The organism is Paraburkholderia sp. SIMBA_054 (assembly GCF_046534875.1).
Lineage (GTDB): Bacteria > Pseudomonadota > Gammaproteobacteria > Burkholderiales > Burkholderiaceae > Paraburkholderia > Paraburkholderia hospita.
In genome coordinates this window covers 140,439-166,095 of sequence record NZ_JAWRXV010000017.1, presented here as the reverse complement: position 1 = coordinate 166,095, position 25,657 = coordinate 140,439, and the positions used below count along the sequence as shown (strand labels likewise).

Sequence of the window (25,657 nt, the reverse complement as noted above, 5' to 3'; positions counted from 1 at the left end):
GCCTTGTGGGCGCGCCGCTTCGCATTCAGCGCTCGCGTTTAGCGTGAGCGTCGACGGTTACTGCTGTGCGTGCTTCGCGGCATCCTCGATCACGGCCGCGACCTGCTGCGGACGCGATTCGTAGACCGAGTGGCTCGCGCCCGGAATCACCGTCGTGTGGCTATGCGCGCGCTCGTAGTACCAGCGCTCCAAATCGGGATTGATGATCTTGTCGCTGCCCGCGACGATGCCCCAGCTCGGCTTGGTCGTCCAGGCCGCAGCCGTCAGCGGCTGCGAGAACACTTTCGCGGCCGTCAGCATCTGCGATTGCGCTTCGAATTGCGCCTGCTTCAGCGGCAGATCCCCAGCGAAGTCCTTCGGGAACACGGACGGATTCAGATACGTATAGCCGTCATCTGTCTTTTCGATTGCGCCCGGCTGCTTCGACGTGTAGCTGGGCTTGCCCTTGCCGAGCGTGGCTTCGTCTTCGCCGACGTTCGGCGCATGGGCTGCGACATACACGAGACCGACCACATGCGGATCGACGCCTGCTTCCGTAATGATCGAGCCGCCGTAGCTGTGGCCGACGAGAATCGTCGGGCCGTTTTGCAGATCGAGGACACGCTTCGTTGCTGCGACGTCGTCGTCGAGCGAGGTCAGCGGTTCCTGCACTAGCGTGACGTGATAGCCGTCTTTGGTGAGGATGTCATAGACGGGCTTCCAGCCCGAACCGTCCACCCAGGCGCCATGAACCAGAACGATATTCTTGATGGGGGCGTGCGCGGGTTGGGCGTCCTGCGCCATCGCGCCCGAAGAGGCGAGAAGACCGGTCGACAACGCAAGGGCCGCAGCTACGTGCAACGAACTTTTCACAAGAGACTCCGTAAATCAGGAACAGAAACAGGAAACAGACCAGAAAGGGATGCGGCGCGACCCTGCGCCTGACAGTGGGGCGCAGGGTCATGTGCGCGCCATTTAGCTGCCGAAGAAAATGTTGCAGTAGCTGACGGGGCCGACACACGCGTTGCTGTTCGAAGCGGAACGCGAGGACTTGCCCGACGACGACGTACCCGTCATCGCGACGCCGCCAACTGCGTTGTTCGTCAGATTGTGGTTGTCCTGCGCAGCGATCTTCGCTTCGGCAGCCTGGATGTCGGACGGGTAGTTGATGTCCTCGCCGCGGCCCGGCTGATAGCCGGCCTGTTCGACGCGAACGAGATCGGCACGAACTTCGGCGCGCGTAACGGGGCCATTCGATTGAGCGAAGCTCAGAGCGGGAGCGGCGAGTGCGCCGGCTGCGACTGCGAGGCAAACAAAAATCTTCTTCATGATGTAACTCCAGAATGAGTGTGTTTAAACGTCCGGCTCATTCGCATGTCGAAAATATTGATTCGACATCCTGAACAAATTGTGTTCAATTCGAACGGGCCAATGAGCTTGAAAACGTCGTTAAAGCTTCTGCATCAACTGCTGTCGTACGGCTGTCTGGTCGTGCCCTTCTGTCAAACCTGTTTCGATGTCGCTTGCTACATAGAGGCAAACACGGCGACTTCGACTTTCATTCCCGGCAAGCCAAACTTTTTGTTGCGAAGCGGATGGGCCCGGTTGGATCAGCCCTTGTAGTCCGGCTCCTGCGCCAGCCATCAGATCGGCCAGCGGTGCATGTAATGTAGTGCGATGACGGTCTGCGCTCCAGCCGTACATACGAACGAGTCGGGACCTACTAACGTTGCGTCGCATGACCGTCTGGATGCTGAAAACACTGCCAGGTCATGCGCTTGTCTGACGCGATGCCGCTGCGCAGATGAGCGGATCAGGCCAAAGGTTCCAGCCCGCCATACCAACGTATGACTACGGCGCGGCTGCCCGAGAGTTGGCTTTCGCTTCTGCAAGGTTCCCTACCCACGGCTTTGGGTGCCAATCCGGTGCAAAGACGGCACCGTAATCGTCAACCTGTCTAGTCAGCTGCACCAGCGTGGCGCGGCTAAAAGGTCCTCTTGTTCGGTCGTTCGAGCCCGCGTGAATCCCTTTGTATAAGGGCTTACCCGAAGAATTCAATAATTTTTGAGAATTCCAGTTGCGATCATTTTTGACCTCATGCAGACTTGTCTATACATGTCCGGCACGCGACAAGCGAAGGGACCCGTTCAGACGAAAAGGAGATTCGACGTGAAGGTGAACAAGGCAAGCCGCACTATGTTGTCGAAAGTATTGATGGGCGCGGTCCTCGGCGCCGTGGCGCTCGCTGGCGCGCCCGCGCAGGCGAAGGAATGGAAGTCGGTGACGATCGCGCTGGAAGGCGGCTACGCGCCGTGGAACCTCACGTTGCCGGGCGGCAAGCTGGGCGGCTTCGAGCCGGAACTGGTCGCCAACCTGTGCGAGCGCATCAAGCTGCAGTGCAACCTGGTTGCACAAGACTGGGACGGCATGATTCCCGGCCTGCAGGCAGGCAAGTTCGACGTCTTGATGGACGCGATCTCGATCACGCCCGAGCGTGAAAAGATCATCGCGTTCTCGCGCCCCTATGCCGCGACGCCGGCCACCTTCGCCGTCTCCGATACGAAGGTCATCCCGAAGGCAACGCCGGGCGCACCCGTCGTCAAGCTGACGGGCGACCCGAAGACCGACAAGCCGACCGTCGACGCGCTGCGCAAGCAGTTGAAGGGCAAGACCATCGGCATCCAGTCGGGTACGGTCTACACTAAATTCATCAACGAAGGCTTCAAGGACATCGCGACGATCCGCGTGTACAAGACCTCGCCGGAACGCGATCTCGATCTGGCGAACGGCCGTATCGACGCATCGTTCGACGACGTCACGTACTACGCCGCCAACTCGGACAAGAAAGAGTCCGCGCAGATCTCGATGGCGGGACCGAAGATCGGCGGCCCGATCTGGGGTCCGGGCGAAGGCCTTGCGTTCCGCAAGCAGGACGCCGACCTGAAGGCGAAGTTCGACACGGCCATCGCCGACGCGCTGAAGGACGGCACTGTGAAGAAGCTCTCCGACAAGTGGTTCAAGACCGACGTCACGCCTTGATCGATAGCCGTATGCGCGCGCCGCAGTGGCGCGCGCTTGCTCGGACGACCTGTTTCAGCGAAGCAGGTCAATCAACGAAAGCAGGGATGAGGAGTAAGCCATGGCTCTGATCGAGACGCTCGGCTTCGGGCAGGAAGGCTGGGGCGGCGTGTTGCTGCTCGCAGCATTGATGACCGTCGCGTTGACGCTCGCGGCGCTCGCAGTCGGCGCCGTGTTCGGCGCGATCATCGCGGCCGCTAAGCTGTCGCGCTTTCGTACGGCGCGCGTGTTGGGCGATCTGTACACGACGGTGTTTCGAGGCGTGCCTGAACTGCTCGTCATCTATCTGTTCTACTTCGGCGGCTCGACGCTCGTGACCACAGTGGGCCAGTGGTTCGGCGCCGAAGGCTTCGTCGGCGTGCCGCCGTTCGTGATCGGCGCGCTGGCCGTCGGCATGATCTCGGGCGCGTATCAGGCGGAGGTGTATCGCTCGGCCGTGCTCGCGGTGTCGAAAGGCGAACTCGAAGCGGCGCGCTCGATCGGCATGCCGACCATGACGATGGCCCGCCGCATTCTGATTCCGCAGGTGCTGCGTTTCGCGCTGCCGGGTATCGGTAACGTGTGGCAGCTGAGCCTGAAAGACTCCGCGCTGATTTCGGTGACGGGTCTTGCCGAACTGCTGCGCGTCAGCCAGATCGCCGCCAGTTCGACGCACCAGTATTTCCTCTTCTTCGTCGTGGGCGGCGCGCTGTATCTGGTGATGACGGGTATCTCGAACCGCGTCTTCAACCGTGCCGAAGCACACGTGGGCAAATCCTTCCGGCGCAACTTCGCGCGTAACTGACGACGGAGCGCCAACATGTCTTTCGATTTCGACTTTTTGCTCGACACGCTGCGCCAACTGCTCGGCGCCGTGCCGACCACGCTGGGTCTGTTCTTCGCGTCGCTGGTGCTGGGCGGTTTGCTGTCGCTCGTGATCGTCACGATGCGCGTGTCGCCGCACTGGCTGCCGAACCGCTTTGCGCGTGCGTACATTCTGGTGTTTCGCGGTTCGCCGCTGCTGATCCAGATGTTTCTCGTCTACTACGGACTCGGCCAGTTTGGTGTGATCCGCGAGAGCTTTATGTGGCCCGTGCTGCGCGAGCCGTATGTCTGCGCGGTCCTGTCGCTTGCGCTGTGCACGGCGGGTTACACGGCGGAAATCATTCGCGGCGGTCTGATGGCCGTCCCCGTCGGACAGATCGAAGCGGGTTATTCGATCGGCCTGTCAGGCATTTCGCTTCTGCGCCGCATCATCGGTCCGATTGCATTGCGCCAATGTCTGCCCGCGTATTCGACGGAGGCCGTGCTGCTCGTCAAGTCGACGGCACTCGCGAGTCTCGTCACCGTGTGGGAAGTGACGGGCGTCGCGCAGCAGATCATCCAGCAGACGTACCGCACCACGGAAGTGTTCATCTGCGCTGCGCTGATCTATCTGTTCCTGAACTTTGTCGTCGTGCGCCTGCTCGGTTTGCTCGAACGGCGTCTGTCGCGCCATCTGCGCGCAGCGCCCGTGAACGCTGCGCCGCGCGCGATTCCGCCCGCTACCGAAGCACGTCGTGCCGCACCCTGACGGCCCATCCAGGAGAATCTCATGAACGCTACGGCACCCGTTGCACTGTCGGTCAAGAACATTCACAAGTCGTTCGGCGACCATCACGTTTTGAAGGGCATTTCGCTCGACGCGCATGAAGGCGACGTCATTTCGATTCTCGGCGCAAGCGGCTCGGGCAAGAGCACGTTCCTGCGCTGCCTGAATCTGCTCGAAACACCGGACGACGGCAGCGTCGCGCTCGCGGGCGAAACGCTGAAGATGAAACGCCGCAAGGACGGCAAGCTGCAGCCGGACGACCGCAAACAGGTCGACCGCATCCGCTCGCAGCTCGGCATGGTGTTTCAGAACTTCAATCTGTGGTCGCACATGACCGTGCTCGACAACCTGATCGAAGGGCCGATGCGCGTGCAAAAGCGCAGCCGCGCGGAGGCCGTGGAAGAAGCGGAAGCATTGCTCGCGAAGGTCGGCCTTGCAGAAAAGCGCGGCCACTATCCAGCGCATCTGTCGGGCGGTCAGCAGCAGCGCGTTGCGATTGCGCGCGCGCTCGCGATGCATCCCAAAGTCATGCTGTTCGACGAGCCGACGTCCGCGCTGGATCCCGAACTGGTCGGTGAAGTGCTGCGCGTGATGCGCTCGCTCGCGGAAGAAGGCCGCACTATGTTGGTCGTCACGCACGAAATGGGCTTTGCGCGGCATGTGTCGAACCGCGTGATGTTCCTGCATCAAGGGCAGACGGAATGCGACGGCACGCCCGACGAGGTATTCGGCGACCTGAAGTCGGAGCGCTTCAAGCAATTCGTGTCGAGCCATCATTCGCGCACCGCGAACTGAGTGAGTTCGCTCCGCTTGAGAACCTGAGACTCAACAAACATTAGAAAAGCAGTACACGTACCGAGAAAGGCAACATCATGGCAGTCATCCGATCCGACCGTCCTCTGAACTGGCGCGAACTGGCCGCGGTCGCGGCGGGCGAGCCGCTCGAACTCTCCGACGCGGCGCGCGCGCGCATCGCGGCCGCGCGTGTGCTCGTCGAGCAGATCGTCGAGCGCGGCATTCGCGCGTATGGCGTGAACACGGGCGTCGGCGCGCTGTGCGATGTGATCGTGTCGCCGTCGGAACAGCGCACGCTGTCGCGCAACATCCTGATGAGCCACGCGGTGGGCGTCGGCGCACCACTTGGCGTCGCGGAAACGCGCGCGATCATGGCCGCCGCGATCAACAACTTTGCGCACGGCCACTCGGGCATTCGTCTCGAGATCGCGGATCAGCTGGTCGCCTTGCTCGATGCAGGTTATATCCCCGAAGTGCCTGCGTTCGGCTCTGTCGGCTATCTGAGCCATATGGCGCATATCGCGCTGGTGTGCATCGGCGAAGGACATGTGCGGCACGGCAACGAACGGATCAGCGGACGCGAGGCGCTCAGGCAGCTCGAACGCGAGCCGCTCGTGCTCGAAGCGAAAGAAGGCTTGAGCCTCATCAACGGCACGCCTTGCGTGACGGGACTCGCGGCGCTGGCACTCGCGCGCGCCGAACGCGTGCTCGACTGGACCGATGCGATCGCGGCGATGAGCTTCGAAAATCTGCGCGGACAGCTTGCCGCATTCGATGCCGATTCGCTCGCGTTGCGTGTGTCGCCGGGATTGAATCTCGTCGGTGAGCGGATGCGCAATGCGCTTGCCGAGAGCGGCATTCTTGCGTCGGTAGTAGGTCAGCGCACCCAGGATCCTCTTTCGATGCGCACGATTCCGCACGTGCACGGCGCGGCGCGCGATGTGCTCGATGCGACCGTTGTCGTCGTGAACCGCGAACTCGCGTCGATCACCGATAATCCGATCGTCGCAGGGACGCCGGATGCGCCGCGAGTTTATTCGCAGGCACATGCAGTGGGCGCGTCGATCGCACTTGCGATGGACAGTCTCGCGACGGCCATCGCACAGGTCGCGGCAATGGCTGAGCGCCGTCTCGACCGGCTCGTGAATCCGCTCGTGAGCGGTTTGCCCGCGTTTCTCGCGGAGCCGGGCGGTACGTGCTCCGGCTTCATGATCGCGCAGTACACGGCCGCTTCGCTGGTCGCGCAGAACCGGCGGCTGGCCGCGCCCGCGAGCCTGGATGGCGGCATCACATCGGGCTTGCAGGAAGACCATCTGTGTCACGCGACGCCCGCCGCGCTGAAGGCATTGGAAATCATCGACAACACCGGCCGCATCATCGCAATCGAGTTGCTGGCGGCGGCGCAGGCATACGACCTGCAACCCATCGATGCGTCGCGCGCGCCGCACACGGACGCATTGTGGCGCAGGGTGCGCGCCGTCGTGCCGACGTATCGCGACGACCGTCCGCTGGCCGACGATATGGCCGTTGCGTTCCGCCTGATCGGCGAGGCAGCGCCGCCGTTGCCGCCCGCTTCGGGCAACTTGCCTTCGACGCCGGCACCCAGCGATCACACGGGCTTTGCCGCGCACGCCGCGAATGATCCGAAGGCTGCCGCGCAGCACGCGCCGCAATCCGCCGCATAAGAATGCGATCAACCCACGAGGTCGACGTGAACATGACGATAAACGGGCACCTGGAGACGGCAGAGGAACATTCCACTGGCGCGCGCACGACGCCTGCCAAAGCGATGCCCGCGTACGAGCAGATCAAGCGTTACGTGATCGCGCGGATCGAAGAGGGCGTCTGGAAGCCGGGCGGATTGATTCCGTCGGAAGCCGAACTGGTGAAGGAGTTCGGCGTCGCACGCATGACGGTATCGCGTGCGCTGCGCGAGTTGACGACGGAGCGCGTGCTGACGCGCGTGCAAGGCTCGGGCACGTATGTCGCGCCGCAACGCTATGAATCGACAGTGCTCGAAATCCGCAATATTGCCGATGAGATCACCGCGCGCGGTCACCGCCATTCGGCGCGTGTGCTAACGCTCGAAGCGAGCGACGATCCGCTCGCGCTCGATGCGCTGGTGCTCGCGAAAGGCCCCGTGTTCCATTCGCGCATCGTGCACAACGAAGAGAGCGAGCCGATCCAATACGAGGACCGCTATGTGAATCCGCGCGTGTTTCCGGATTATCTGGATCAGGACTTCACGATCGAAACGCCGAATCACTACATGGTGCGTCTCGCGCCGATCCAGCGTGCCGAGTTCCGCATCTACGCGCAGAAGCCCACCGCGCATGTGCGCCGCCATCTGATGATGGAGATTGGCGAGCCTTGCCTGATGCTGTGGCGCAGGACCTGGGTTGGGGAGCAGGTCGCGACGTCGGTGCAGCTATGGCATCCGGCATCGCGGTTTCATCTGGCGGGGAATGTGTAGGTTTTTTTGCTGAACTGGCATCCGCGATGCGGTATCTAGCTTCATGCGTTGCCCCTGTGCGAGGTGGCGCTTACTTTTGATTGTCTGCGACGCTGGGTGGTTTGTTTTGGTTTTGCGCGGGCATCCGCGAATTGTTTTGCCTGCTTCAAGCGTCGCCCCTGTGCGGGGCGGCACCTACTTTTCTTTGCCGCCGCAAAGAAAAGTAGGCAAAAGAAAGCGGCTAACACCGCCAACATTTTTTCCTGCCTGAGGGCCCCCACAGGTTCTTACGCTTCACACGGCAACTTTCCTGTACGCGTGCGTTGCCAACGCTCTCTCCATACGCCTCACCCGCTTCATGCGCCCGCGTCGCCGCACGCCGTGCCAGATATTCCACCGCCGCCCAGGTGGCAAACTGTGTGTAGGCCGTAGTACTGCACACGCCTTACTCCGGACCGATAGCGCAAGCGTCCCACCCTGTAAGAGCGCTAACGCATATGGCGCGACAACCTACACACAGTTTGCCACCTGGGCGGCGCATACCATTCGCTGCCGCTCGCCCATGTACGGGTATTCGAAGTGGGTGAGGCATTCATTCGAAGCGTTGGCAACGAGCACCGACCAGCGCACTGCCGTGTGAAGGATGGGGAAGTTGGGGGCCCGTGGATAAGAACAAGAATTGGCGGTGTTAGCCGCTTTCTTTTGCCTACTTTTCTTTGCGGCGGCAAAGAAAAGTAGGTGCTGCCCCGCACAGGGGCAACGCATGAAGCAAGCTAACGCATCGCGGATGCCAACTACAACCCCAAACCACCAACATCTGTGAGAGATTGGCCAGCGATTCAACGCGTAACGAGCGCAGAGAAGCCGAGAGGCAATTAAGGCGCCCAGCTTGCAAAGACTACCCCTGTCTCTGCGAAGTATCCGGCGCAAACCGGCATCCGAGTCTATAGCGCGATCCCGGATGCACGAAGCGCGCGAACGTCACCGCGACGCCGCTCGTCCACGTGCGCCGCATCAGCGTGAGGCAGGGCTCTTCGGGCGCGATCTGCAGCAACTCGGCTTCCGCGCGGCTCGGCAGTCCGGCGTCGACGACATGCTCGACGTCATGCGCCGGCACGACGCTGAACAGGTACTCGGAAGGACGCACGACCGCAAAATCCTGCTCGATGAAATCCGGTGCGATGGCGGGATTCACGTAACGGTCCTCGAGCTGCACGGGCAAACCGTTCTCGCGATGCACGCAGATCACATGAAACACCGACGCGCCCAACGGCAGCCCCAACGCATTCGACACATTGACAGGCGCCACCTCGCGCTGCATGAGCACGGTCTGATAGCTGTATTCATGGCCACGCGAGCGGATTTCGTCGCCGATGTGCGCGATCATTAGCAGCGTCGACTGCGGCTTGGATTCGGCGACGAACGTGCCGACACCCGACACACGCGTCAACAAGCCTTCGTTCGTGAGCTCGCGCAACGCTCGGTTGACCGTCATCCTCGATACGCCGAGCGACTCGACGAGATCGAGTTCCGATGGAATGCGATCACCCGCGCGTCGCTCGCCGGATTCGATCGTGTTGCGGATGTATTGCTTGACCTGTTCGTAGCGCGCGGTAGGGGCGCCGTTCGGCGCATCGGGCGCCATCGCGTGGGCATTCGGCCCGCGAGACTTGCGTGCTTTCGCAAGGGCTCGCGTGCGCAGCTTGTCGCGGATGGCGGGGGCGGGCATCGGCTTTTATCAGCTGAGGCGCGCGCTCATACCGGGTCCGCGCTGTCCGCGCCGCGCGACCAGAATGCGTTGCGGTCGAAGTAGTTTTGCAGGAACTGGCGCAGGCGCGGCTGATTCGCGTCGTGAAAGACATCTTGCGGCTTGCCTTGCACGGCGATGCGCCCCTGATCAATAAACACGACCTTGTCGGCAACCTGCGCCGCGAAGCCCATTTCATGCGTGACGACAGCCATCGTCATGCCGTCGCGCGCAAGCTGCTTCATCACCTGCAGCACTTCGCCGACGAGTTCGGGGTCAAGCGCGGAGGTCGGCTCATCGAACAGCATGATGTGCGGCTCCATCGCGAGCGCGCGTGCAATCGCGACGCGCTGCTGCTGACCGCCCGACAGCTTCGCCGGATACGCGTCGCCCTTGTGCGCGAGGCCGACCGTTTCGAGCATCGCATTGGCGCGTTTTTTCGCATCGTCGCGCGACAGATTCCGCACACGCAGCAGCGCTTCCATCACGTTGCCGAGCGCCGTCATATGCGGCCACAGATTGAACTGCTGGAACACCATGCCGACGTTGCGGCGCACGCGGTTGATCTCGCTCTGCGACGCGCGCACGCGCTTGCCGTTGCGTTCCGTATAACCGAGCAACTCGCCTTCGATACGCACGTCGCCGTGATCGTAAGTCTCCAGCGCGGCGAGGCAGCGCAGCAGCGTGCTCTTGCCCGAGCCCGACGGCCCGATGATGCACACCACTTCCGAGCGGTTGATGTCGAGATCGACGCCGCGCAGCACTTCGACGTCGCCGAAGCGCTTGCGCAGATCTCGCACATCGATCAGCGGCGCCTGGCCGGATTGCGTCATATCGAGCGTAGAAGAAGCGGGCATGTCGACGAGTGCATTCATGATGAACCTTGATTATCGATTACGCCATGAAGCGGGCAACGCGCGCTTCCGCCCACATGCCGGCGCGCGACGTGAGTTCGACGAGCGCGAGATAGCACACGCACAGCACGAGCAAGGTTTCGACGAACGCGAAAGTCGCGGAGCCGATGCCCGTCAGCACGAACGTCAACTCGGGCACGGTGACGATCGACAGCACGGCCGTTTCCTTGCTGAGCACGATGGTCAGGTTGGTGAGCGCGGGCACGATCAGCACCAGCATTTGCGGCACCTGGATGCGCAGCACCGCTTGCCAGCGCGTGAGGCCGAGACATGATGCGGCTTCGAGATGTCCGCGCGGTATCGACTGAAAACCGGAGCGGAATGCTTCCGCGAAATACGCGCTGCCGTACAGGCCGAGACCGAGCACGCCGGCCGTCAGCGGTTCGAGCGTCAAGCCGAACGACGGGCCGCCGTAGTAGAGCAAAAAGAGTTGCACGAGAAACGGCGTGCCGCGAAACAGTTCGATATACACGCGCAACACGCCGCGCACCCAGCGCCCGCAAAACAGTTGCAGCACGGCGATCAGGAAGCCGATCAGCAGGCCGAGCGCGACGCCGATGATCCATGTGCCGAGCGTCGTCGCGAGGCCAGCGGCGATGGGCTGCAGATTGTGCGTGATGACGGTGGGATCGAATTGCTGCATCGTTCGGTCCTCAGGTGTGTTGCAGACGATGCTCGGCGGTGTGCGCGACCAGCGCAAGCGCACCGCAGATCACGAAGTAGATCAATCCCGCCGCGACATAAGCTTCGAGCGGCCGGTACGTGCTGGCTGCGATGTTTTGCGCGGTGCGCGTGATTTCGGCCACGCCGACCACGGAGATCAGCGACGACGCCTTGATCAGCAGCACCATTTCGTTGACGAGCGAAGGCAGCGTCATGCGAAAGGCTTGCGGCACCTGAATGCGGCGCAGCATGTCGATGGGCGAGAGGCCGAGCATGCGCGCCGCTTCGATCTGGCCGGGCGGAATGTTCAGAAAGCCGCCGCGCAGTATCTCCGCGATATACGACGCGGAACAGAGCGACACCGCGCTGATCGCGGCGACGATGGGCGACACGTTGATGCCGACGAACGGCAATAGGTAATAGACGAGCAGCAGTTGCACGAGCATCGGCACGCCGCGAAAGAAGAACACATATGCGCCGCCGAAGCGTTGCGCAATTGCCTTCGACGACAATCGCGCCGAGCACACACCGATGCCGACGAAGAAGCCGATCACCAGCCCCGTCAGCGAAATGCCGATCGTTGCGAGCGCGGCTTGCAGCAGGAGTGGAAAACCTTGAGCGAAAACGTGGGCGCTGAACATGGCCTGTTGCCTGCAAGAACGGACATGTAAGCGGCGCGCCCGAGAGCGGGTGCGCCGCGCGATTCAGGGCATCAGTAGTTGGGCGTGGGCATCGTGGTGGGCGCGTCCATGGCCACGCCGAACCATTTCTTCTGCAACGATGCGAGACGGCCGTCGTTATGCATCTTGACCAGCGCGGCGTTGAACGCGTCGGCGAGCGGCTTGCTATCGGCATCCTTGCGCAGGCAGTAGGCGAAGTACACTTTCGCGCCGAACGGCGGCGTGACGACGGCGAACGCTTCGGGGCGCTGTTTCGCGACGTACGCGATGTTGGTCATCGAGTTGGCGACGGCAGCGATGCGGCCCGCTGCGAGATCCGCATACGCCTGATTGTTGTCGACGTATTCGCGCACTTCGGGCTGCTTCGGCAGTGTCGCGATGTAGGCCTTCAGCTGATCGAGCTGTGCGGAGCCTTTGCCCGCGCCGACAATCTTGCCGGCGATGTCCGATGATTGCTTGAGCGACGTATCGTTGGCGCGCTTGAGAAGCGCGTCGGTCGCGTCAGCGACGGGCAGCGTGTACGTATAGCGTTCCATGCGCGCCTTCGTCACCGTGAGCGGGCCGCCCACCATGTCGAACTTGCCCGCTTCGAGACCGGGCAGCACGCTCGGCCAGGGCAGATCGATGAAGCGCACTTTCACGCCGAGTTCTTTGCCGACTTCGGCGAACAGGTCCTTGTTGAAGCCGGCCTGCTGGCCGTTCTCGAGGAAGTCGAACGGCGCGAACTGCATCTCCGTGCCGACTACGAGTTCGCCTGCCTTCTTGACCTTCGCGAGTTGATCTTCCGCGTGCGCGCCGACGCTGGCTACGGACGCGGCGGCGCAGAACGCCACCATCGCGAGACGACACTTCCAGCCTGCAAAGATACCCATTGAGATTCTCCCGTTGGCAAAGTGTGTCGCGCTCGACGTAGCGGGGCGCGAATCATGCGAGGCAGTATATACCGCTGGTTTTGCACGAAAAAAATAATCGCATGCTGTCAAACCCTAATGCCGCTGGCGCATCTTCTGCAGATGATTGAAGCCAGGTGCAACGCAACTTGCGATTGCGCTTTTGGCGGTATATACAACGTGAAACTCTCGCTGATCCGCATGCGGTGTGCGCGGCGATGTATCGATGCATGGTTCGATGCATGTATCAAATAGTCAGTTCAATCTTCGTGATGAAGGAGTTCCGCAATGCAGCCAGCCACTCGCATTCCGATTGTCGATCTGGCCGGTGTGCGCGCCGGTGACCGCGACGCGCTCGCGCGCGCGGGCCGCGAGATACGCGATGCATGCACGACCATCGGCTTCTTCTACATCGTCAATCACGGCGTGCCGCAAGCGGTGATCGATCGTGCGGAACAGGCGGCGCGCGAGTTCTTTGCGTTTCCCGTCGAGACGAAACGGCGCGCGGCGGTGAATCATCGGCATCGCGGCTTCAATGCGCTGGGCGACGCGACGATGTATCAGGCAAAACGGCCCGATTACAAGGAGTTCTATAGCATCGGTCTGGAGTTGCCCGAGAGCGATCCCGACGTGCTCGCGGGCCAGGCGCTGCGCGGGCCGAACAACTGGCCGGACTTCATGCCGGCATTGCAGCCCGCGTTGTACGGCTATTACGAGGAGGTCGGTGCATGCGGCGCGGACTTGCTGCGCGCGGTGGCGACGGGCCTGGGCGTTCCTGAAGATTTCTTCGCGCCGCGCTATACGAAGCGGATGCAGCGCACGCAGATGGTCTACTATCCGCCGCAGCCGCCGCAATCCGATGATGACCAGTTCGGCGTCGCGCCGCATACCGATTACGGCTGCATCACGCTGCTGTGGCAGGATCAGGTTGGCGGGCTGCAGGTGCGCGAAATCGCGAATGAGACGTGGATCGAGGCGCCGCCCATTGAAGGCAGTTTCGTCGTGAATGTCGGCGATCTGCTGGCGCGCTGGACGAATGACCGCTTTCGCTCGACGCTGCATCGCGTGATCAACGGGTCGGGCCGCGAGCGCTATTCGATCGCGACGTTTTATGATCCGACTTATACGTCGAACGTCGATCCGCGCGATCTCGGCACGCCCGACGCCGACAGCAAATACGAACCCGTCGCTGCGGGCGACTATATTCTGGGCCGCATCAACAGTTCGATGGGGTATCGGAAGAAGCTCGCCGCAGAGCAAGGAACGACATAAGGAACCGCATGACAGTGAACGAACGGGCCGCGCTCGCATCGACCTTGGCCGCGTTGCGCGAAGCGTTGGGCGATGACGCGGTGCGCGTGGGCGATGAAATCGGCGAGCGCTCGATGACGGATTGGACGCGTCACGAACCCACACGTCCCGCCGCCTTGCTGCTGCCGCGCACGACGGAGCAGGTCGCACGCGCGTTGATGATCTGCAACGACGCTCGCCAGAGCATCGTGCCGCAGGGTGGAATGACGGGCCTTGCGGGCGGCTCGATTCCACGCGCGACGGATATTGCGTTGTCGCTGGACCGTCTTGCTGGCGTCGAGGAAATCGACAGCGCAGCGGCGACCCTCACCGTGCGCGCCGGCACGACCTTGCAGGCCGCACAGGAAGCGGCGACGCAAGCGGGCTTCGAACTTGCGCTCGATCTCGGCGCGCGCGGCTCGTGCCAGATCGGCGGCAATCTCGCAACGAACGCGGGCGGCAATCGCGTGATTCAATCGGGCACCGCGCGTGACCAGGTGCTCGGTCTCGAAGTCGTGCTGGCGAACGGCGCGGTGCTGAGTTCGCTGAACAAGATGGTGAAGAACAATACCGGCTATGACCTGAAGCACTGGTTCATCGGCTCGGAAGGGACGCTGGGCGTGATCACGCGCGCGGTGCTGAAGCTGCAGCCGCAGCGCGCGTCGCGTCATACGGCGCTCGTTGCGCTGAGTGATTACGATCAGGCCGTCAGTCTGCTGCGCCGGCTCTCGACGCGCTTCGGCAACGACATCGGCGCATTCGAGATCATGTGGCCGGACTTCTTTGACTTCGGCGTGAAGCTGACGGGCACGCGCTCGCCATTTGCCGAAGCGCATCCGTTATATGCATTGATCGAGCATGCGAGCTTCGATACCGATGACGACGGCTCGCGTTTTTCCGGCGTGCTGATGGAGGCGCTTGATGAAGCGGCGATCCGCGACGCCGTGATCGCGCAATCGGTTGCCGATACGCGCGCGCTGTGGGCGATCCGCGAATGCACGGCGGAATTTCCCGTCAAGCTCGATCCCATCAACTTCGACGTGAGTTTGCCGATTGGCGAGATCGGCGCATTCGTCGATCGTTGCCGCGCCGCGATCGACCGCGCCTGGCCGGGCAACGAGTCGTATTTCTTCGGGCATATCGGCGATTCGAATCTGCATGTGACCGTCGACGGGCATTCCGTGCCGGGCGTCGATCATCATGACGTATATGCGCTCGTCTATGACATGCTCGCGCCGCTGCGCGGGTCGGTGTCGGCGGAGCACGGCATCGGCTCGCTCAAGCGCGAGTTCCTGCCCGTGTCGCGTTCGGACGAAGAACTCGCCGTGATGAAAGCGATCAAGCATGCGCTCGATCCGAATGGGATTTTGAATCCGGGTAAGTTGTTCTAGTGTTTTTATGCCCACGACGGTTCGTCATGAATGCCGCAGCATCCATGACGAACCGTCATCTGCGCTCAATGCGCATCCAGATACCTGACGATCGTCGGAAACACATCGAGTGCCGCGCGCTTACCGAACACGCAATCGATATGTCCATATCCGTCGATCACATGTCGTTCGTAGTTCTCCGGCCCGAACTTTTCTACTAAAAGATCGTAGGTCATCTCCGTGCTGGTCGGCAGATAGCAGAGATTCTCCGAGCCGTGAATGAACGCGATAGGCAGCTTCATGCCTGCGATGTTCGGCATATACACATCGTTCCCGTTCGCATCGACCACATGCCCCGCGCGCACCATCGCCGCGAGCTGATTGAATAGCTCGACATCGTGGATGCCGAATAGCTCCTGCAGATTCGCGTGCAATTGCTCGTCGAGTTGCTCGTGCTCGTAGAGCAGGCCATACAGGAACGTCGCGCGATGGCACACGGCGCTGTTGCACGTTTCGTCGCGCTCGACAGGGAAGAACTTCAGCGCTTCATCGAGCAGGTTGTGCGGCCATTTCTCGTCCTGTGTATAAGCGGTCATATCCTTGATGCCCAGATGCTGAAGAATCTGCGGCGTGTGCAGTCCCGCCTTGACCCGCTGCAACAGTCCCGGCACGGGATGCGCCGACACCTGCGACATCACCGCGGATCGCACGCCCTTGAGTCCCGACATCAGCGACATGCTCAAGGCCAGCCCGCCCAGGCAATGCCCGATGACCTGAATCCCATCGACACCTGTCAACTCGCGCACCTTCGCGACAGCGGCGGGAATGTCGTAGCGTGCGATTTCATCGGCGGTAGTGCGTTCTGTCGCGCTCGGCAGTTCGATGCTCACACGCAGGTCGACGAGCCAGACGTCGTAATGCGCGGCGCACAGGAACTCGACGAGGTTCGTGCCGACCAGGTCCGTCGAGAAGATGCGGCTGGATACGCCTGAGCCGTGAATCAGCAGCAGCGGTCCCTTGGCGCCGCCGTGATAGCGGGCGAGCCGCAGCGTCTTGCCGTCCTCGGTATTGAAGTAGGTGATCTGCGGCGCGGGCGCGCGCAACGCGCGGCGCACGCGCGGCGGCGCGTCGGGATCGAAATATTGCAAGGGCGCCGCGACGCCACCGTATTCCGTGTACAGCACGCCCGCAAAAAAGCGGCCGAATTTCAGCGTATACGCAAGGCGGGTTTCGATATCGGGCGTATTCGTTACTTCGATCGTGCGCTGCTGCTTGAGGAAATTCTCCGGCGTGATGATGAGCGTCGCGTGACCGATGACGGGCGCGTCGTCGGCGTCGGATTCGTGGATCTTCGCGTAGAGCGTGTTCGTCTGCGTCCACAGTTCCGTCAGCGACGTGTGCGTGATGATCTTCTGACCAGTCAGATAGAAATGCTTGCCGTCGACGGTGTCGAGCGTCATCCGGTAGTTCATGTTGCGCCGTTCGACATTCGTTTCGTCGACGACGAACAGGTTGAAGATGCCGTCGTTGACGGTCATCGGTTGCGGCGACAAGGCGGTGCAGGTCAGCGTGCCGATCATATGCGCCTGATGCTGCGGGTTCGCGAGCATGTCGTCGAGATCGTCGGAGACGACGGTCACGGTGAAGCTGATGGGCGTGCCTTCCGCGCGGTCGTCTTGCTGGCCTTCGGGCTTGACGTCGCCCGTGTAGTACGTGCCGATCATCGTCTCGGTGAAGCGCAGGCCGATTTTCAGCGCGGGCGGCGGGGCGGTGTCGCCCGCCGCGTTGTAGTCGATGTTCCAGCCGCGCGACTGGGCAAGCTGCGCGCAATTGCGCTCGGCCAGCGCCGAGATCGTCAGCAACGGGTTCACGCCGAGCGAGAGCGGCATCACCGCGCCGTCCATCACGTATAGCCCCTCGTGCACCGCGTTGCCGTCCGTGCCGGAAAACACGCGACCCGCCTCATCGACGACGCCATGCGCGGCATCCTCCGCCATCCCGCACCCACCCAACGGATGCACGGTGACGGTGCGGTTCTGGAACAGATCGGCGGAAATCGGGTTGCGCACATACGTGCCGCCTAGCGCGCCCGTCGCTTCGATCAGCGTCTTTTCTACGGTTTCGTAGATCGGCTGCTTGCCCGCGTTCGGCCAGCTCACGCGCGGGCGGCCGCTTTCGACGGTGATCTGGCCGCTCTCGTCGTCGTGTGCCATCACGAGGTAGGTCTGCGTGTTGCGCATCGCGCCGTGATACGGGCCGCGCAGAATGCTCTCGGCGATGCGCGCTTCGTCCGCGAGCGGCGGGTCGCCTGCCGGGTCCGGCATTTCGACGCCTTTGGCAGGCGCCGCGAGGCCGAGCACGCCCATCAGGCCGAGGCCGATCGGCGCGGCAACTGATCCTTCCTCGATCACGAAGCCGTCCTTCACATCGGGCGTGTTGCGATGGTCGATGATGCCCGTGATGCACGGGCCGACAGGCGGAATGTCGCCAGCCGGATGCGTGCCCCAGCCGACGCCGTTGATCACCTTGTCGGTGTTGAACGCGAACGCGAGTACGTCGCCGTTGCCCGTGAAGTGCTGGCCGAGCTGGTTCGACACAGGCAGGCCCGCCTCCTGCGAGCGCAGCAGGATCGCCGTCGAGCCGAGCGTGCCCGCCGACAGGATCACGATGTCGGCCGTCACGAACAGTTCGGGCGCGTCGTACAGTTCGCGCTTCAGATCGGCGGGTTGATAGCGCACGCACCAGACGCCGCGCGCGTTGTCGCGCACCACCGAATGCACGGCCGCGCCCGTGAAAATCTGCGCGCCATGCGCGGCGGCGTCGGGCAGATAGTTCATGTGCGTCGAGTTCTTCGCGCCGTGATTGCAGCCCGAATTGCAGTCGCCACAGCCGATGCAGCGCTGCTGGTCGACGCCCGCCGCGTTCTTGCCGTCCTTGAACGTCACCGTGATGGGCGGGCGGTAGAAGCGGTCGCTCATGCCGAGCCGTTTCGCCGACAGCTCAAGCGCATCGAGTTTTGGCAGGTTGGGGTAGTCGTCGGGAACGGGCGTCGCGCCGAGCATCGTTTTGGCGCGCTCGTAGCAAACGTCGAGATTCGCCTGGTCCGCGCGCAAGGCGGCGGGCCAGCGCGGATCGTCCCACAGGCGCGCGTCGGGCTTGAGCGCGACGTTCGCGTTGATCAGCGACGTGCCGCCCAGTCCACAGCCGACCACCACGTTCACATCGGGATTCACGTGCACTTCGAGCAGCGCGAGCGGCGAGCCGATCTGCGCGACGCCCGTGTTGTACTGCATTTGCGCGACACCTTCGAGCGGCGTGGCGGGAAAGTCGCCCGCCATGAACTCGCGGCCACGTTCGAGCAGGCACACGCTGCGTTTCGCGCGGGCCATGCGGCTCGCGGCAATCGCGCCGCCATAGCCGGAACCTACGACCACGACCTCGTAATGGTCCTTCATCGCCGAAAGGGCGCTGGACAAGCGGTTCATTCGACCACCTCTTTATATTGGATGTGCGCCGGGCGGGGGAAACCCGGCGATATAGACGGCTGGCTGGCGCTCGCAGCCTCTTTATCCTGGACGTCGCGCAGCGAAATGCAAAGGGAAAACGCGCGTTTAGCGGCGTGATTCAAAAAATGCTGTGATTCAGGCGTGGAGTGCTTTCGTGCGGACGGGTGCCATCAGGCAGCGGTCGCGCGAACTGCACGCGGGATGAAGCGTAGAGACGGGCTCGTTCTGGTTCGCGACGCGTAATAAGCGCGCCGAATTGTCAAATTCGAATCGAAGGCGGCGATTGTTAAACGTTAAGTGGGTTACGGTTCAAGCGGCACACTCGGGTGCTCACGCCGCCGCTTCGATCATTTCGTCGTCGGACGCGGTGGCGGCTTCCGTTGCTTCCGCTGCGAGCAGGTTGAACACGACGAGGATCGCTTCGCGGTTTTCAGCGTGAATTGCAATGCCGAGCTCGTCGCGCAGCCACTGGCCGATCTTCGTGTTGGAAAACTGCGCGGCGTCGTCCGTCTTCTTCATCGTGACACCGAGCTTGACGGCACGATAGTGATAGGAGGGCACCCGATGCTGCGCGGCCACCGCCGACAGACCGCCTTTCGCTTCCGAGCACCAGCCGAGGCTGCCCGCGAGCACGATGCGCTCGGGCGAATCGAGCGACGCGATGAACTCGCGCGCGGCCTGGCGCACGCCGCGTTCGCTCAGGCCGTATTGCAGCAGCACGCTTTCGACGGGATCTTCGAGCGCCTGCGCGCGCAGATCGATCTCCTGCATCATGCCTTCGTTTTCCATCGACACATTGCGCTGATGGCTCGCGCTCCTCAGGCAGTCGATCAGATAGCGGCGGAAGTAAGCGCAGATCGCGTAGCTGTTGGACGGCGCGCTTTCCGGCGTCGCCTTCGATTCGACGTGGTTTGGCGCAAGACGCAGCACCTTCGTATAGATGAACTGATGCACGAGCTCTTCCTTGTCTTCGCCGAGCGCGTGCAATTCGAGCGGGTGGTAGGTGCGCAACGCACGCTTCACGAGGTCGTACATCGACATCATTTCGTCGTCCGTGAGCTGCGTGCGGCGGCGCCACAGGTCGGGAAGAACGGCTTCGTCGAGAGTGCGTGCGAAAACCTGGCTCGGAACTGCGCCCATGAAGGCCTCCATCGGTAAGGGGCAAGGAGCGCGGTGGCAGCGGGGGATGCCGCCAGTAGAGCCTCGACAAACAGGCATGAAACAGGTCGTGAAGCTGAACCTTCAGAGGCTGTTGGCCGCGCTTGAATGTTGAATCGTTGAACCCAGTATGCTTTTTGCACGCGGCGCCGCCTATATGGATTAAGTGATAGCTGAAGGGTAAACCGCCGGCAAGACGGGTAAACTATCTTTAGACTGTACCGGGTGCTCTTTATAGGACGCGTGAGGCCCGGGTTTTATTCCCAATCTGGTGCAATCGGCGGCGGTTTGACAGAAAACGAAACGACCAGCGAATCTCGTACAGTACGGGAGCGATCCAAAGTACTCGTTCCCGCCGACCGAATAATCAATTGAATGGACGGGAGCGACGCGCCCAGGCGCCAGCTCCTGCCGACAAGGAGACCGCACGATGCGGGCCGATCCCATCCAGCGCGCGATCGACGAAGACCTCGTGCGCGTGCTGTACGCGCAGGACCCGATTGCTTTCTTCACGCACTGGTTCTCGATTGCGGTGCTGGTGGCGATCTACTGGAATAACATCCCGCATCCGCATCTTTTCGCGGCCTGCTTCATCTTCTATGGCTTCGCCAACTGCGCGAGCCTCGCGCTGTGGATGTGCAACCGGCGCTGGGCCGAGTCCGTGACGCCACGTACCTGGATCAACCTGCATGCCGCGCGCGGCGCGCTGCTCTACAGCGCGCCTGGACTCGCAATCTGGTTCGCGTTCCAGAGCCCGCACACGGATCTCCCCATCCTGCACACGGTGATGCTCGTCACGCTGGCGGCGGGCGTGTTCATGTCGAACGGTTTCGACGTCGCCAACTTCGTGACGGCGATCCCGTTCCTGCTGCTGCCCGCGATCGTGCTGCACTTCGGCACCCACACGTTCGACCGCACGATCCTCGCGATCGTCCTCGCGTTCTTCTTCTGCGCGATCAACGTCTACGCGCTGAGCTACCGCAAGCTGTTCCAGCGCGTCGTGCAGGCACGCGTCGACCAGCAGGCGCTCGCCGAATCGCTCGCCGCGCAAAAGCTCGTCGCCGAGGAAGCGAGCCTCGCGAAGACGCGCTTCTTCGCCGCCGCGAGTCACGATCTGCGCCAGCCGCTGCATGCGATCGGGCTGCTCGCGGCGTCGCTGAACGACACGTCGGCGACGCCCGTGCAGCACGCGAAGACGGCCAATAACATCGCCAACAATGTCGAGGCGCTGAACCAGCTGTTCAATCAGGTGCTCGACCTGGCGCGGCTCGAAAGCGGCGTCACGCAGGTCATCAGGCTGCATTTCCGGCTGTCCGAACTGTTCGATCGCGTCGGCAACCAATATTGGCCGCAGGCGGCCGCGAAAGGGCTCGCGCTGCGCATCGCGCCGACGGACACCGTGATTCACGACGACCCCGTGCTGCTGGAGCGGATCCTGAGCAACCTGCTGTCGAACGCGGTGCGCTATACGGAAAGCGGCGCGATCTGGATGGGTTTTCGGCGCGCGGGGCGGAGCGAGGGCGGCTATATCGAAGTGCGCGACTCGGGCATCGGTATTCCGCGGGCCGAGCAAGGGCGGATCTTCGAAGAGTTCTATCAGGTCGCCAATCCGCAGCGCGACGCGCGGCAAGGGCATGGACTCGGGCTGCCGACCGTCAAGCGGCTCGTCGAAATGCTGGGCGGGCAGTTGCAATTGCGCTCGGCGCCGGGGCGTGGCTCGGTGTTCCGGTTCCCGGTGCAGGCGGGCGATCCGGCGCGGATCGTCGCCGGGCTGAACGATTCCGTCGCGAGCGGAGGGGCGGCGCCCGGGCGCCACGTGCTGTGCATCGACGACGAGCCGGCGATCCTCGAAGGCATACAGAGCCTGCTGGGCCGCTGGGGATGTATCGTGCGCGGCGTGCCTGACGAGCGTCTCGCGCTGCTGGCCATCGACGAAGGCTTCATGCCCGATGCCGTGCTCTGCGACTATCAGCTGGCGAACCACCGGACGGGCGCGCAGGCGCTCGGCGCGGTGCGCGACGCGCTCCGAAGGCGTGGCCGCGAGCGCGTGGTGACGCTGCTGATCACGGGCGATATGGCGTCGGTCGAACTGGAGGCGCTGGCGATGCAGGGCATCCCCGTGTTGCACAAGCCCGTGACGCCCGCGCGGCTGCGCCGTACGCTGGAGATGCTGTGGCAGCAGCCGGGCGCGGTGGCAGACAAGCCGGACAATCGCGCGGAATCTGTGACTTCTGAACAGCCGTTGACGACCCGCGGCTGACTCTCTCCGGCGGCGACACGCCAGGCTTTTCTGTCTGGCTTCCCGTTAACGTCAAGGGCTCGCGTCATGACGCGCGCGATATCGCGACCTTCGACAATCCATTTCCTGCTCCCAACGGCGCCGTATAGCGCCGTTGCGCTTCCGTTTACCGCCTGCGCCACCTCGCCCCTGCCCGTTCGTCAGCATTTTTGAGAGGTGTCTGATCGACCGGAGCCATGCCTGGCTGCTGAAATAAGCCGTTTCGCGATAACAGCGGCTCCCCAAGCCGCCGCGAACTTTTTCCGGCAACCCTCGCGTCCGGCCGGACAGTCGGGCGCGGCTTTCGATTCAATGAGGTGTAGAAGTGAACGGACATCCATCCGACAAGCTCGTCGCAGGCGTGCTGGCGGGCGCGCTGCTGACGACCGTTTTCGTGGTCGGCATGTTGTATCTCGGCATTCCCGCCGAGCACCACGCGAACATGGCAATGCGCCTGGGCGCGCCCGTCGCGCTGTCGTGCGCGTTGCTGTTTCCCATGCCGCTGCTGCATCGCACGGTCATGCGTGAGCGCCGCAGCGAGTTCCTCCTCGACGAGGACCTCAACGCGATGCTGCTCGGCCGCGCGATCGGCGTGATTGGCGGCGTTGCGCTAGGCATCACGCTGGCGACGGAAATGCTCTGACGGGCATGTATCAAGTGCGGCTGCAAAGGCCGCATCCTGCCGAAGGTGACGTTCTGTCGCCTTCTTTTTTATCCCCATTCAAAGCGTCTTTCCCGCTTCGAGCCAGCCGTTGATCACGGCAATGGCGGTCGCGCGGTTGTGCACGCCGAGCGCGCGGAAGATCACCGAAAGATGGACCTTGATCGTGCCTTCGGCGACGCCGAGATCGCGCGCGATCATCTTGTTGGTCCAGCCGCGATGCACGAGCCGCATGATTTCCTGCTGACGCGGCGACAGGTTCTCCAGCAGATGCTGCTGATGCGGCTGCAGCGCCTCGATGCGAACGGGTGCCGCTTCTGGCGGCGCGGCCGTCGTCTGCCCGGCGATGGCTGTTGCGCTCGCCGTCGTGGCGGCTTCCGCCGTGGCAGTCGCGGTAGCCGTATCCGCGCTGCGTGAGCCGAGCAGGCTGAGCGCTTCCATCGGCACATACGCGCCGCCCGACAGCACCAGCTCGATTGCCTTGAGCATCACGCTGGCCGGCTGGCGCTTCGGCACGAAACCGAGCGCGCCCGCCGCGAGCACGGCGCGCATCTCATCCGGCGATTCCTCCGCCGATAGCACGACCACGGGCAGCGCCGGATTGGCTTTCAGCAGGGCGTGCAATGAAGAGGCACCTGTCATGCCTGGCATGTGAAGATCGACGATGGCGAGATCGTGGTTGGCGTCGGGCCTTGCGGCGGCGGCCAGCGTTTCCCAGGTGTCGGCTTCGTCGAATACGGCGTCGGGATCGAGTCCGCGTAGCAGACCCTTGACGCCCTGGCGGATCAGTTCATGATCGTCGGCTACAAGAAACTTCATGATGTCTCCGCTGTGGACCAGAGTTGGCGCTTTAGCGCGTTCCTCTCGTCCCATGCAGGCGCTCGGCCCTGCCGGTGTTGTGCCATGTTGTCGGTCGGGACGAGGGCGGAGCGCGCGCTCCCCGTTGCGCGCGCTCTGTCCGCAAGGCCGCGACGCACCCGGGCGTGAACGCCCGCTGCGCATCGCAACCCGCTGCATTCCCTGCGGCCCGACCAGCGGTGGGCCGTCCATGCAGCAACAGCTTGTTTTGCTTCCCAAGCCGCGATCATATGCCGGATCGCCGGATGGGTCATGCTTGTCGCCCGGCTGCGCCGGCCTTGCGGCCAGCGCGCTGCCGCGCTTCATTGTTCGCGTCGGTCGTCTGGAAAGCAACGGCGCCGGCGTGGTTTTATCAGTTGCTCTGGTCTCGCTCGCGCAGCCGCTGCGGCCTCGCCGGAAAGTCCGGCGCGGTCATCGCGGTTTGGGCGCGTGTGGTTTTCCCTGGTTTGTACGGCACTGCATCGGAGGCCAGGAGGATGGTGCTCTCGCGGCCTGCTACGTAGACGAGCTTCGCGGAAGGATTTTGAAGGCAAGCGGGCGGCCTCGACGGGCCGCCCGGCAGGTTATGCGCGGCGGATGCGCGCAAGCGTGTTTGGCTGTCGTCAGCCGATCAGGTAATCGCGAACAGCGTCGCGTTCATCAGCGCCTTGAACGCATAGCCGACGATCATCGCGCCGCCCACGCCGCCGCACCACAGTGCGACGAACCAGAGCCAGCCGGGCAGCCGCACCCGGCGCGAGCGGGAGCGAGCGGGCTTAGTGGTAATGGGCGTCGCCATGGCGCACCTTGCCGCGGAAAACCCAGTAGCCCATCGTCGTATAGCCGATGATGATGGGGATGATGATGGCTGCGCCGACCAGCGTGAACATCTGGCTCGAACGCGGAGCGGCCGCTTCCCAGAGCGTGAGACTCGACGGAATCGCGTACGGCCACAGGCTCACGAGCAACCCGACGTAGCCGAGCAGCACGAGACCGAGCGCCATCATGAACGGCGTGTTGTGATGCCGGTCGCGCACCGCGCGGCGCATGAAGAACGTGCAGATTGCGACGAGGAACGGCACCGGCAGCAGGCGCCAGAAGATGCCGGCGTCGAACCAGCGTTGCGCGATCTCGGGTTCTTGCAGCGGCGTCCACAGGCTGACGACGACGATGAAGCCGAGCAGCACGATCGTCAGCGGCCACACGACGCGATGCAGGCGTCGTTGCAGATCGCCTTCCGTCTTCGCGACGAGCCAGCAGCAGCCGAGCAGCGCGTACGTGACGACGAGGCCGAGACCCGTCAGCAGCGAGAACGGCGTGAGCCAGCCGAATGCGTCGCCTGCGAAGCTGCCGCCGACGACGGGAATGCCTTGCAAAAACGCGCCGAGCGCGATGCCCTGGAAGAATGCCGCGCCCGTCGAGCCGCCGATGAACGCGAGATCCCAAAGATGCTTCGTGCGATTCGCCTTGGCGCGAATTTCGAACGACACACCGCGGAAAATCAGGCACACGAGCATGAAGACGAGGGGTAGATAGAGCGCGGAAAGCACCGTCGAATAGACGATGGGAAACGCCGCGAACAGGCCAGCGCCGCCGAGCACGAGCCATGTCTCGTTGCCGTCCCAGACGGGCGCGACGGTGTTCATCATCAGGTCGCGTTCTTTTTCGTCGGGGAAGAACGGAAACACGATGCCGATGCCCAGATCGAAACCGTCCAGCACGACGTATATGAATAGGCCCAGTGCGATGATCGCGGCCCAGACTATGGTTACATCCATTTTTCTCTCGG

At 62.9% G+C, this 25,657-nt stretch carries 22 protein-coding genes; 10 read left to right on the top strand and 12 right to left on the bottom strand.

Annotated elements, in window-relative coordinates:
* Positions 1-57: 57 nt before the first annotated feature.
* Together SB822_RS21930 and SB822_RS21925 are read right to left on the bottom strand one after the other, a co-directional pair.
* Complete coding sequence (locus SB822_RS21930; protein WP_007587155.1) at positions 58-852, bottom strand: alpha/beta hydrolase; 795 nt, start codon at positions 850-852, stop codon at positions 58-60.
* Between the two features lie 102 nt (positions 853-954).
* On the bottom strand, positions 955-1,308 hold the full coding sequence (locus SB822_RS21925; RefSeq protein WP_007744433.1) for a DUF4148 domain-containing protein: 354 nt from the start codon (positions 1,306-1,308) through the stop codon (positions 955-957).
* An 867-nt stretch (positions 1,309-2,175) separates the two neighbouring features.
* Between SB822_RS21925 and SB822_RS21920 the strand changes: the two genes are divergently transcribed.
* The 6 genes from SB822_RS21920 to hutC (SB822_RS21895) all read left to right on the top strand — a co-directional run bounded on the left by SB822_RS21920 (position 2,176) and on the right by hutC (SB822_RS21895) (position 7,895).
* Positions 2,176-3,018, top strand: coding sequence for a transporter substrate-binding domain-containing protein (locus tag SB822_RS21920; RefSeq protein ID WP_042315471.1), 843 nt, complete (start codon positions 2,176-2,178; stop codon positions 3,016-3,018).
* 100 nt (positions 3,019-3,118) lie between these two features.
* Entirely contained in the window at positions 3,119-3,841 is a 723-nt protein-coding gene (locus tag SB822_RS21915; protein ID WP_410855629.1) for an ABC transporter permease, read from the top strand.
* Between the two features lie 15 nt (positions 3,842-3,856).
* Positions 3,857-4,609 (top strand): ABC transporter permease, encoded by a 753-nt coding sequence (locus tag SB822_RS21910; protein ID WP_007587163.1) that lies wholly within the window; start codon positions 3,857-3,859, stop codon positions 4,607-4,609.
* A 21-nt stretch (positions 4,610-4,630) separates the two neighbouring features.
* On the top strand, positions 4,631-5,422 hold the full coding sequence (locus SB822_RS21905; protein ID WP_007587171.1) for an ABC transporter ATP-binding protein: 792 nt from the start codon (positions 4,631-4,633) through the stop codon (positions 5,420-5,422).
* A gap of 77 nt (positions 5,423-5,499) precedes the next feature.
* A complete protein-coding gene (hutH, locus tag SB822_RS21900; protein WP_114221650.1) occupies positions 5,500-7,107 on the top strand; it encodes a histidine ammonia-lyase in 1,608 nt (535 codons plus the stop codon).
* Positions 7,108-7,139: 32 nt separating this feature from the next.
* Positions 7,140-7,895, top strand: coding sequence for a histidine utilization repressor (gene hutC / locus SB822_RS21895; RefSeq protein WP_007587173.1), 756 nt, complete (start codon positions 7,140-7,142; stop codon positions 7,893-7,895).
* A gap of 877 nt (positions 7,896-8,772) precedes the next feature.
* Here hutC (SB822_RS21895) and hutC (SB822_RS21890) read toward each other — a convergent pair.
* The 5 genes from hutC (SB822_RS21890) to SB822_RS21870 all read right to left on the bottom strand — a co-directional run bounded on the left by hutC (SB822_RS21890) (position 8,773) and on the right by SB822_RS21870 (position 12,750).
* Complete coding sequence (gene hutC / locus SB822_RS21890; protein WP_410855646.1) at positions 8,773-9,519, bottom strand: histidine utilization repressor; 747 nt, start codon at positions 9,517-9,519, stop codon at positions 8,773-8,775.
* A 110-nt stretch (positions 9,520-9,629) separates the two neighbouring features.
* Positions 9,630-10,496, bottom strand: a complete 867-nt coding sequence (locus SB822_RS21885) for an amino acid ABC transporter ATP-binding protein (protein WP_410855628.1) — start codon at positions 10,494-10,496, stop codon at positions 9,630-9,632.
* 19 nt (positions 10,497-10,515) lie between these two features.
* On the bottom strand, positions 10,516-11,178 hold the full coding sequence (locus tag SB822_RS21880) for an amino acid ABC transporter permease (RefSeq protein WP_007589465.1): 663 nt from the start codon (positions 11,176-11,178) through the stop codon (positions 10,516-10,518).
* Between the two features lie 10 nt (positions 11,179-11,188).
* The gene (locus tag SB822_RS21875; RefSeq protein ID WP_007589463.1) at positions 11,189-11,839 is read right to left on the bottom strand and encodes an amino acid ABC transporter permease; all 651 of its coding nucleotides are present in this window, start codon (positions 11,837-11,839) and stop codon (positions 11,189-11,191) included.
* 71 nt (positions 11,840-11,910) lie between these two features.
* A complete protein-coding gene (locus tag SB822_RS21870; protein ID WP_007589462.1) occupies positions 11,911-12,750 on the bottom strand; it encodes a transporter substrate-binding domain-containing protein in 840 nt (279 codons plus the stop codon).
* Between the two features lie 306 nt (positions 12,751-13,056).
* Between SB822_RS21870 and SB822_RS21865 the strand changes: the two genes are divergently transcribed.
* Together SB822_RS21865 and SB822_RS21860 are read left to right on the top strand one after the other, a co-directional pair.
* Positions 13,057-14,040 carry an isopenicillin N synthase family dioxygenase gene (locus tag SB822_RS21865; protein WP_007589461.1) on the top strand — a complete coding sequence of 328 codons (984 nt, stop codon included), beginning with the start codon at positions 13,057-13,059 and terminating at the stop codon, positions 14,038-14,040.
* An 8-nt stretch (positions 14,041-14,048) separates the two neighbouring features.
* Positions 14,049-15,449 (top strand): FAD-binding oxidoreductase, encoded by a 1,401-nt coding sequence (locus SB822_RS21860; protein WP_007589459.1) that lies wholly within the window; start codon positions 14,049-14,051, stop codon positions 15,447-15,449.
* 65 nt (positions 15,450-15,514) lie between these two features.
* Here the strand turns inward: SB822_RS21860 and SB822_RS21855 are convergent, their stop codons facing one another.
* The gene (locus SB822_RS21855; protein WP_410855627.1) at positions 15,515-18,913 is read right to left on the bottom strand and encodes an alpha/beta fold hydrolase; all 3,399 of its coding nucleotides are present in this window, start codon (positions 18,911-18,913) and stop codon (positions 15,515-15,517) included.
* Positions 18,914-19,264: 351 nt separating this feature from the next.
* The gene (locus tag SB822_RS21850) at positions 19,265-20,074 is read right to left on the bottom strand and encodes a hypothetical protein (RefSeq protein WP_410855626.1); all 810 of its coding nucleotides are present in this window, start codon (positions 20,072-20,074) and stop codon (positions 19,265-19,267) included.
* Positions 20,075-20,522: 448 nt separating this feature from the next.
* Between SB822_RS21850 and SB822_RS21845 the strand changes: the two genes are divergently transcribed.
* Positions 20,523-22,352, top strand: coding sequence for a hybrid sensor histidine kinase/response regulator (locus tag SB822_RS21845; RefSeq protein WP_410855625.1), 1,830 nt, complete (start codon positions 20,523-20,525; stop codon positions 22,350-22,352).
* A 343-nt stretch (positions 22,353-22,695) separates the two neighbouring features.
* Complete coding sequence (locus tag SB822_RS21840) at positions 22,696-23,013, top strand: hypothetical protein (protein ID WP_410855624.1); 318 nt, start codon at positions 22,696-22,698, stop codon at positions 23,011-23,013.
* Positions 23,014-23,091: 78 nt separating this feature from the next.
* Here SB822_RS21840 and SB822_RS21835 read toward each other — a convergent pair whose 3' ends face one another.
* The 3 genes from SB822_RS21835 to cydB all read right to left on the bottom strand — a co-directional run bounded on the left by SB822_RS21835 (position 23,092) and on the right by cydB (position 25,646).
* Complete coding sequence (locus SB822_RS21835; RefSeq protein ID WP_180723815.1) at positions 23,092-23,850, bottom strand: response regulator transcription factor; 759 nt, start codon at positions 23,848-23,850, stop codon at positions 23,092-23,094.
* A 649-nt stretch (positions 23,851-24,499) separates the two neighbouring features.
* Positions 24,500-24,667: a hypothetical protein gene (locus SB822_RS21830; protein WP_167307002.1), complete on the bottom strand. Its 168-nt coding sequence runs from the start codon at positions 24,665-24,667 to the stop codon at positions 24,500-24,502.
* On the bottom strand, positions 24,645-25,646 hold the full coding sequence (cydB, locus tag SB822_RS21825) for a cytochrome d ubiquinol oxidase subunit II (protein WP_079489170.1): 1,002 nt from the start codon (positions 25,644-25,646) through the stop codon (positions 24,645-24,647). Before cydB ends, SB822_RS21830 begins: the two co-directional genes overlap by 23 nt.
* Positions 25,647-25,657: the final 11 nt, after the last annotated feature.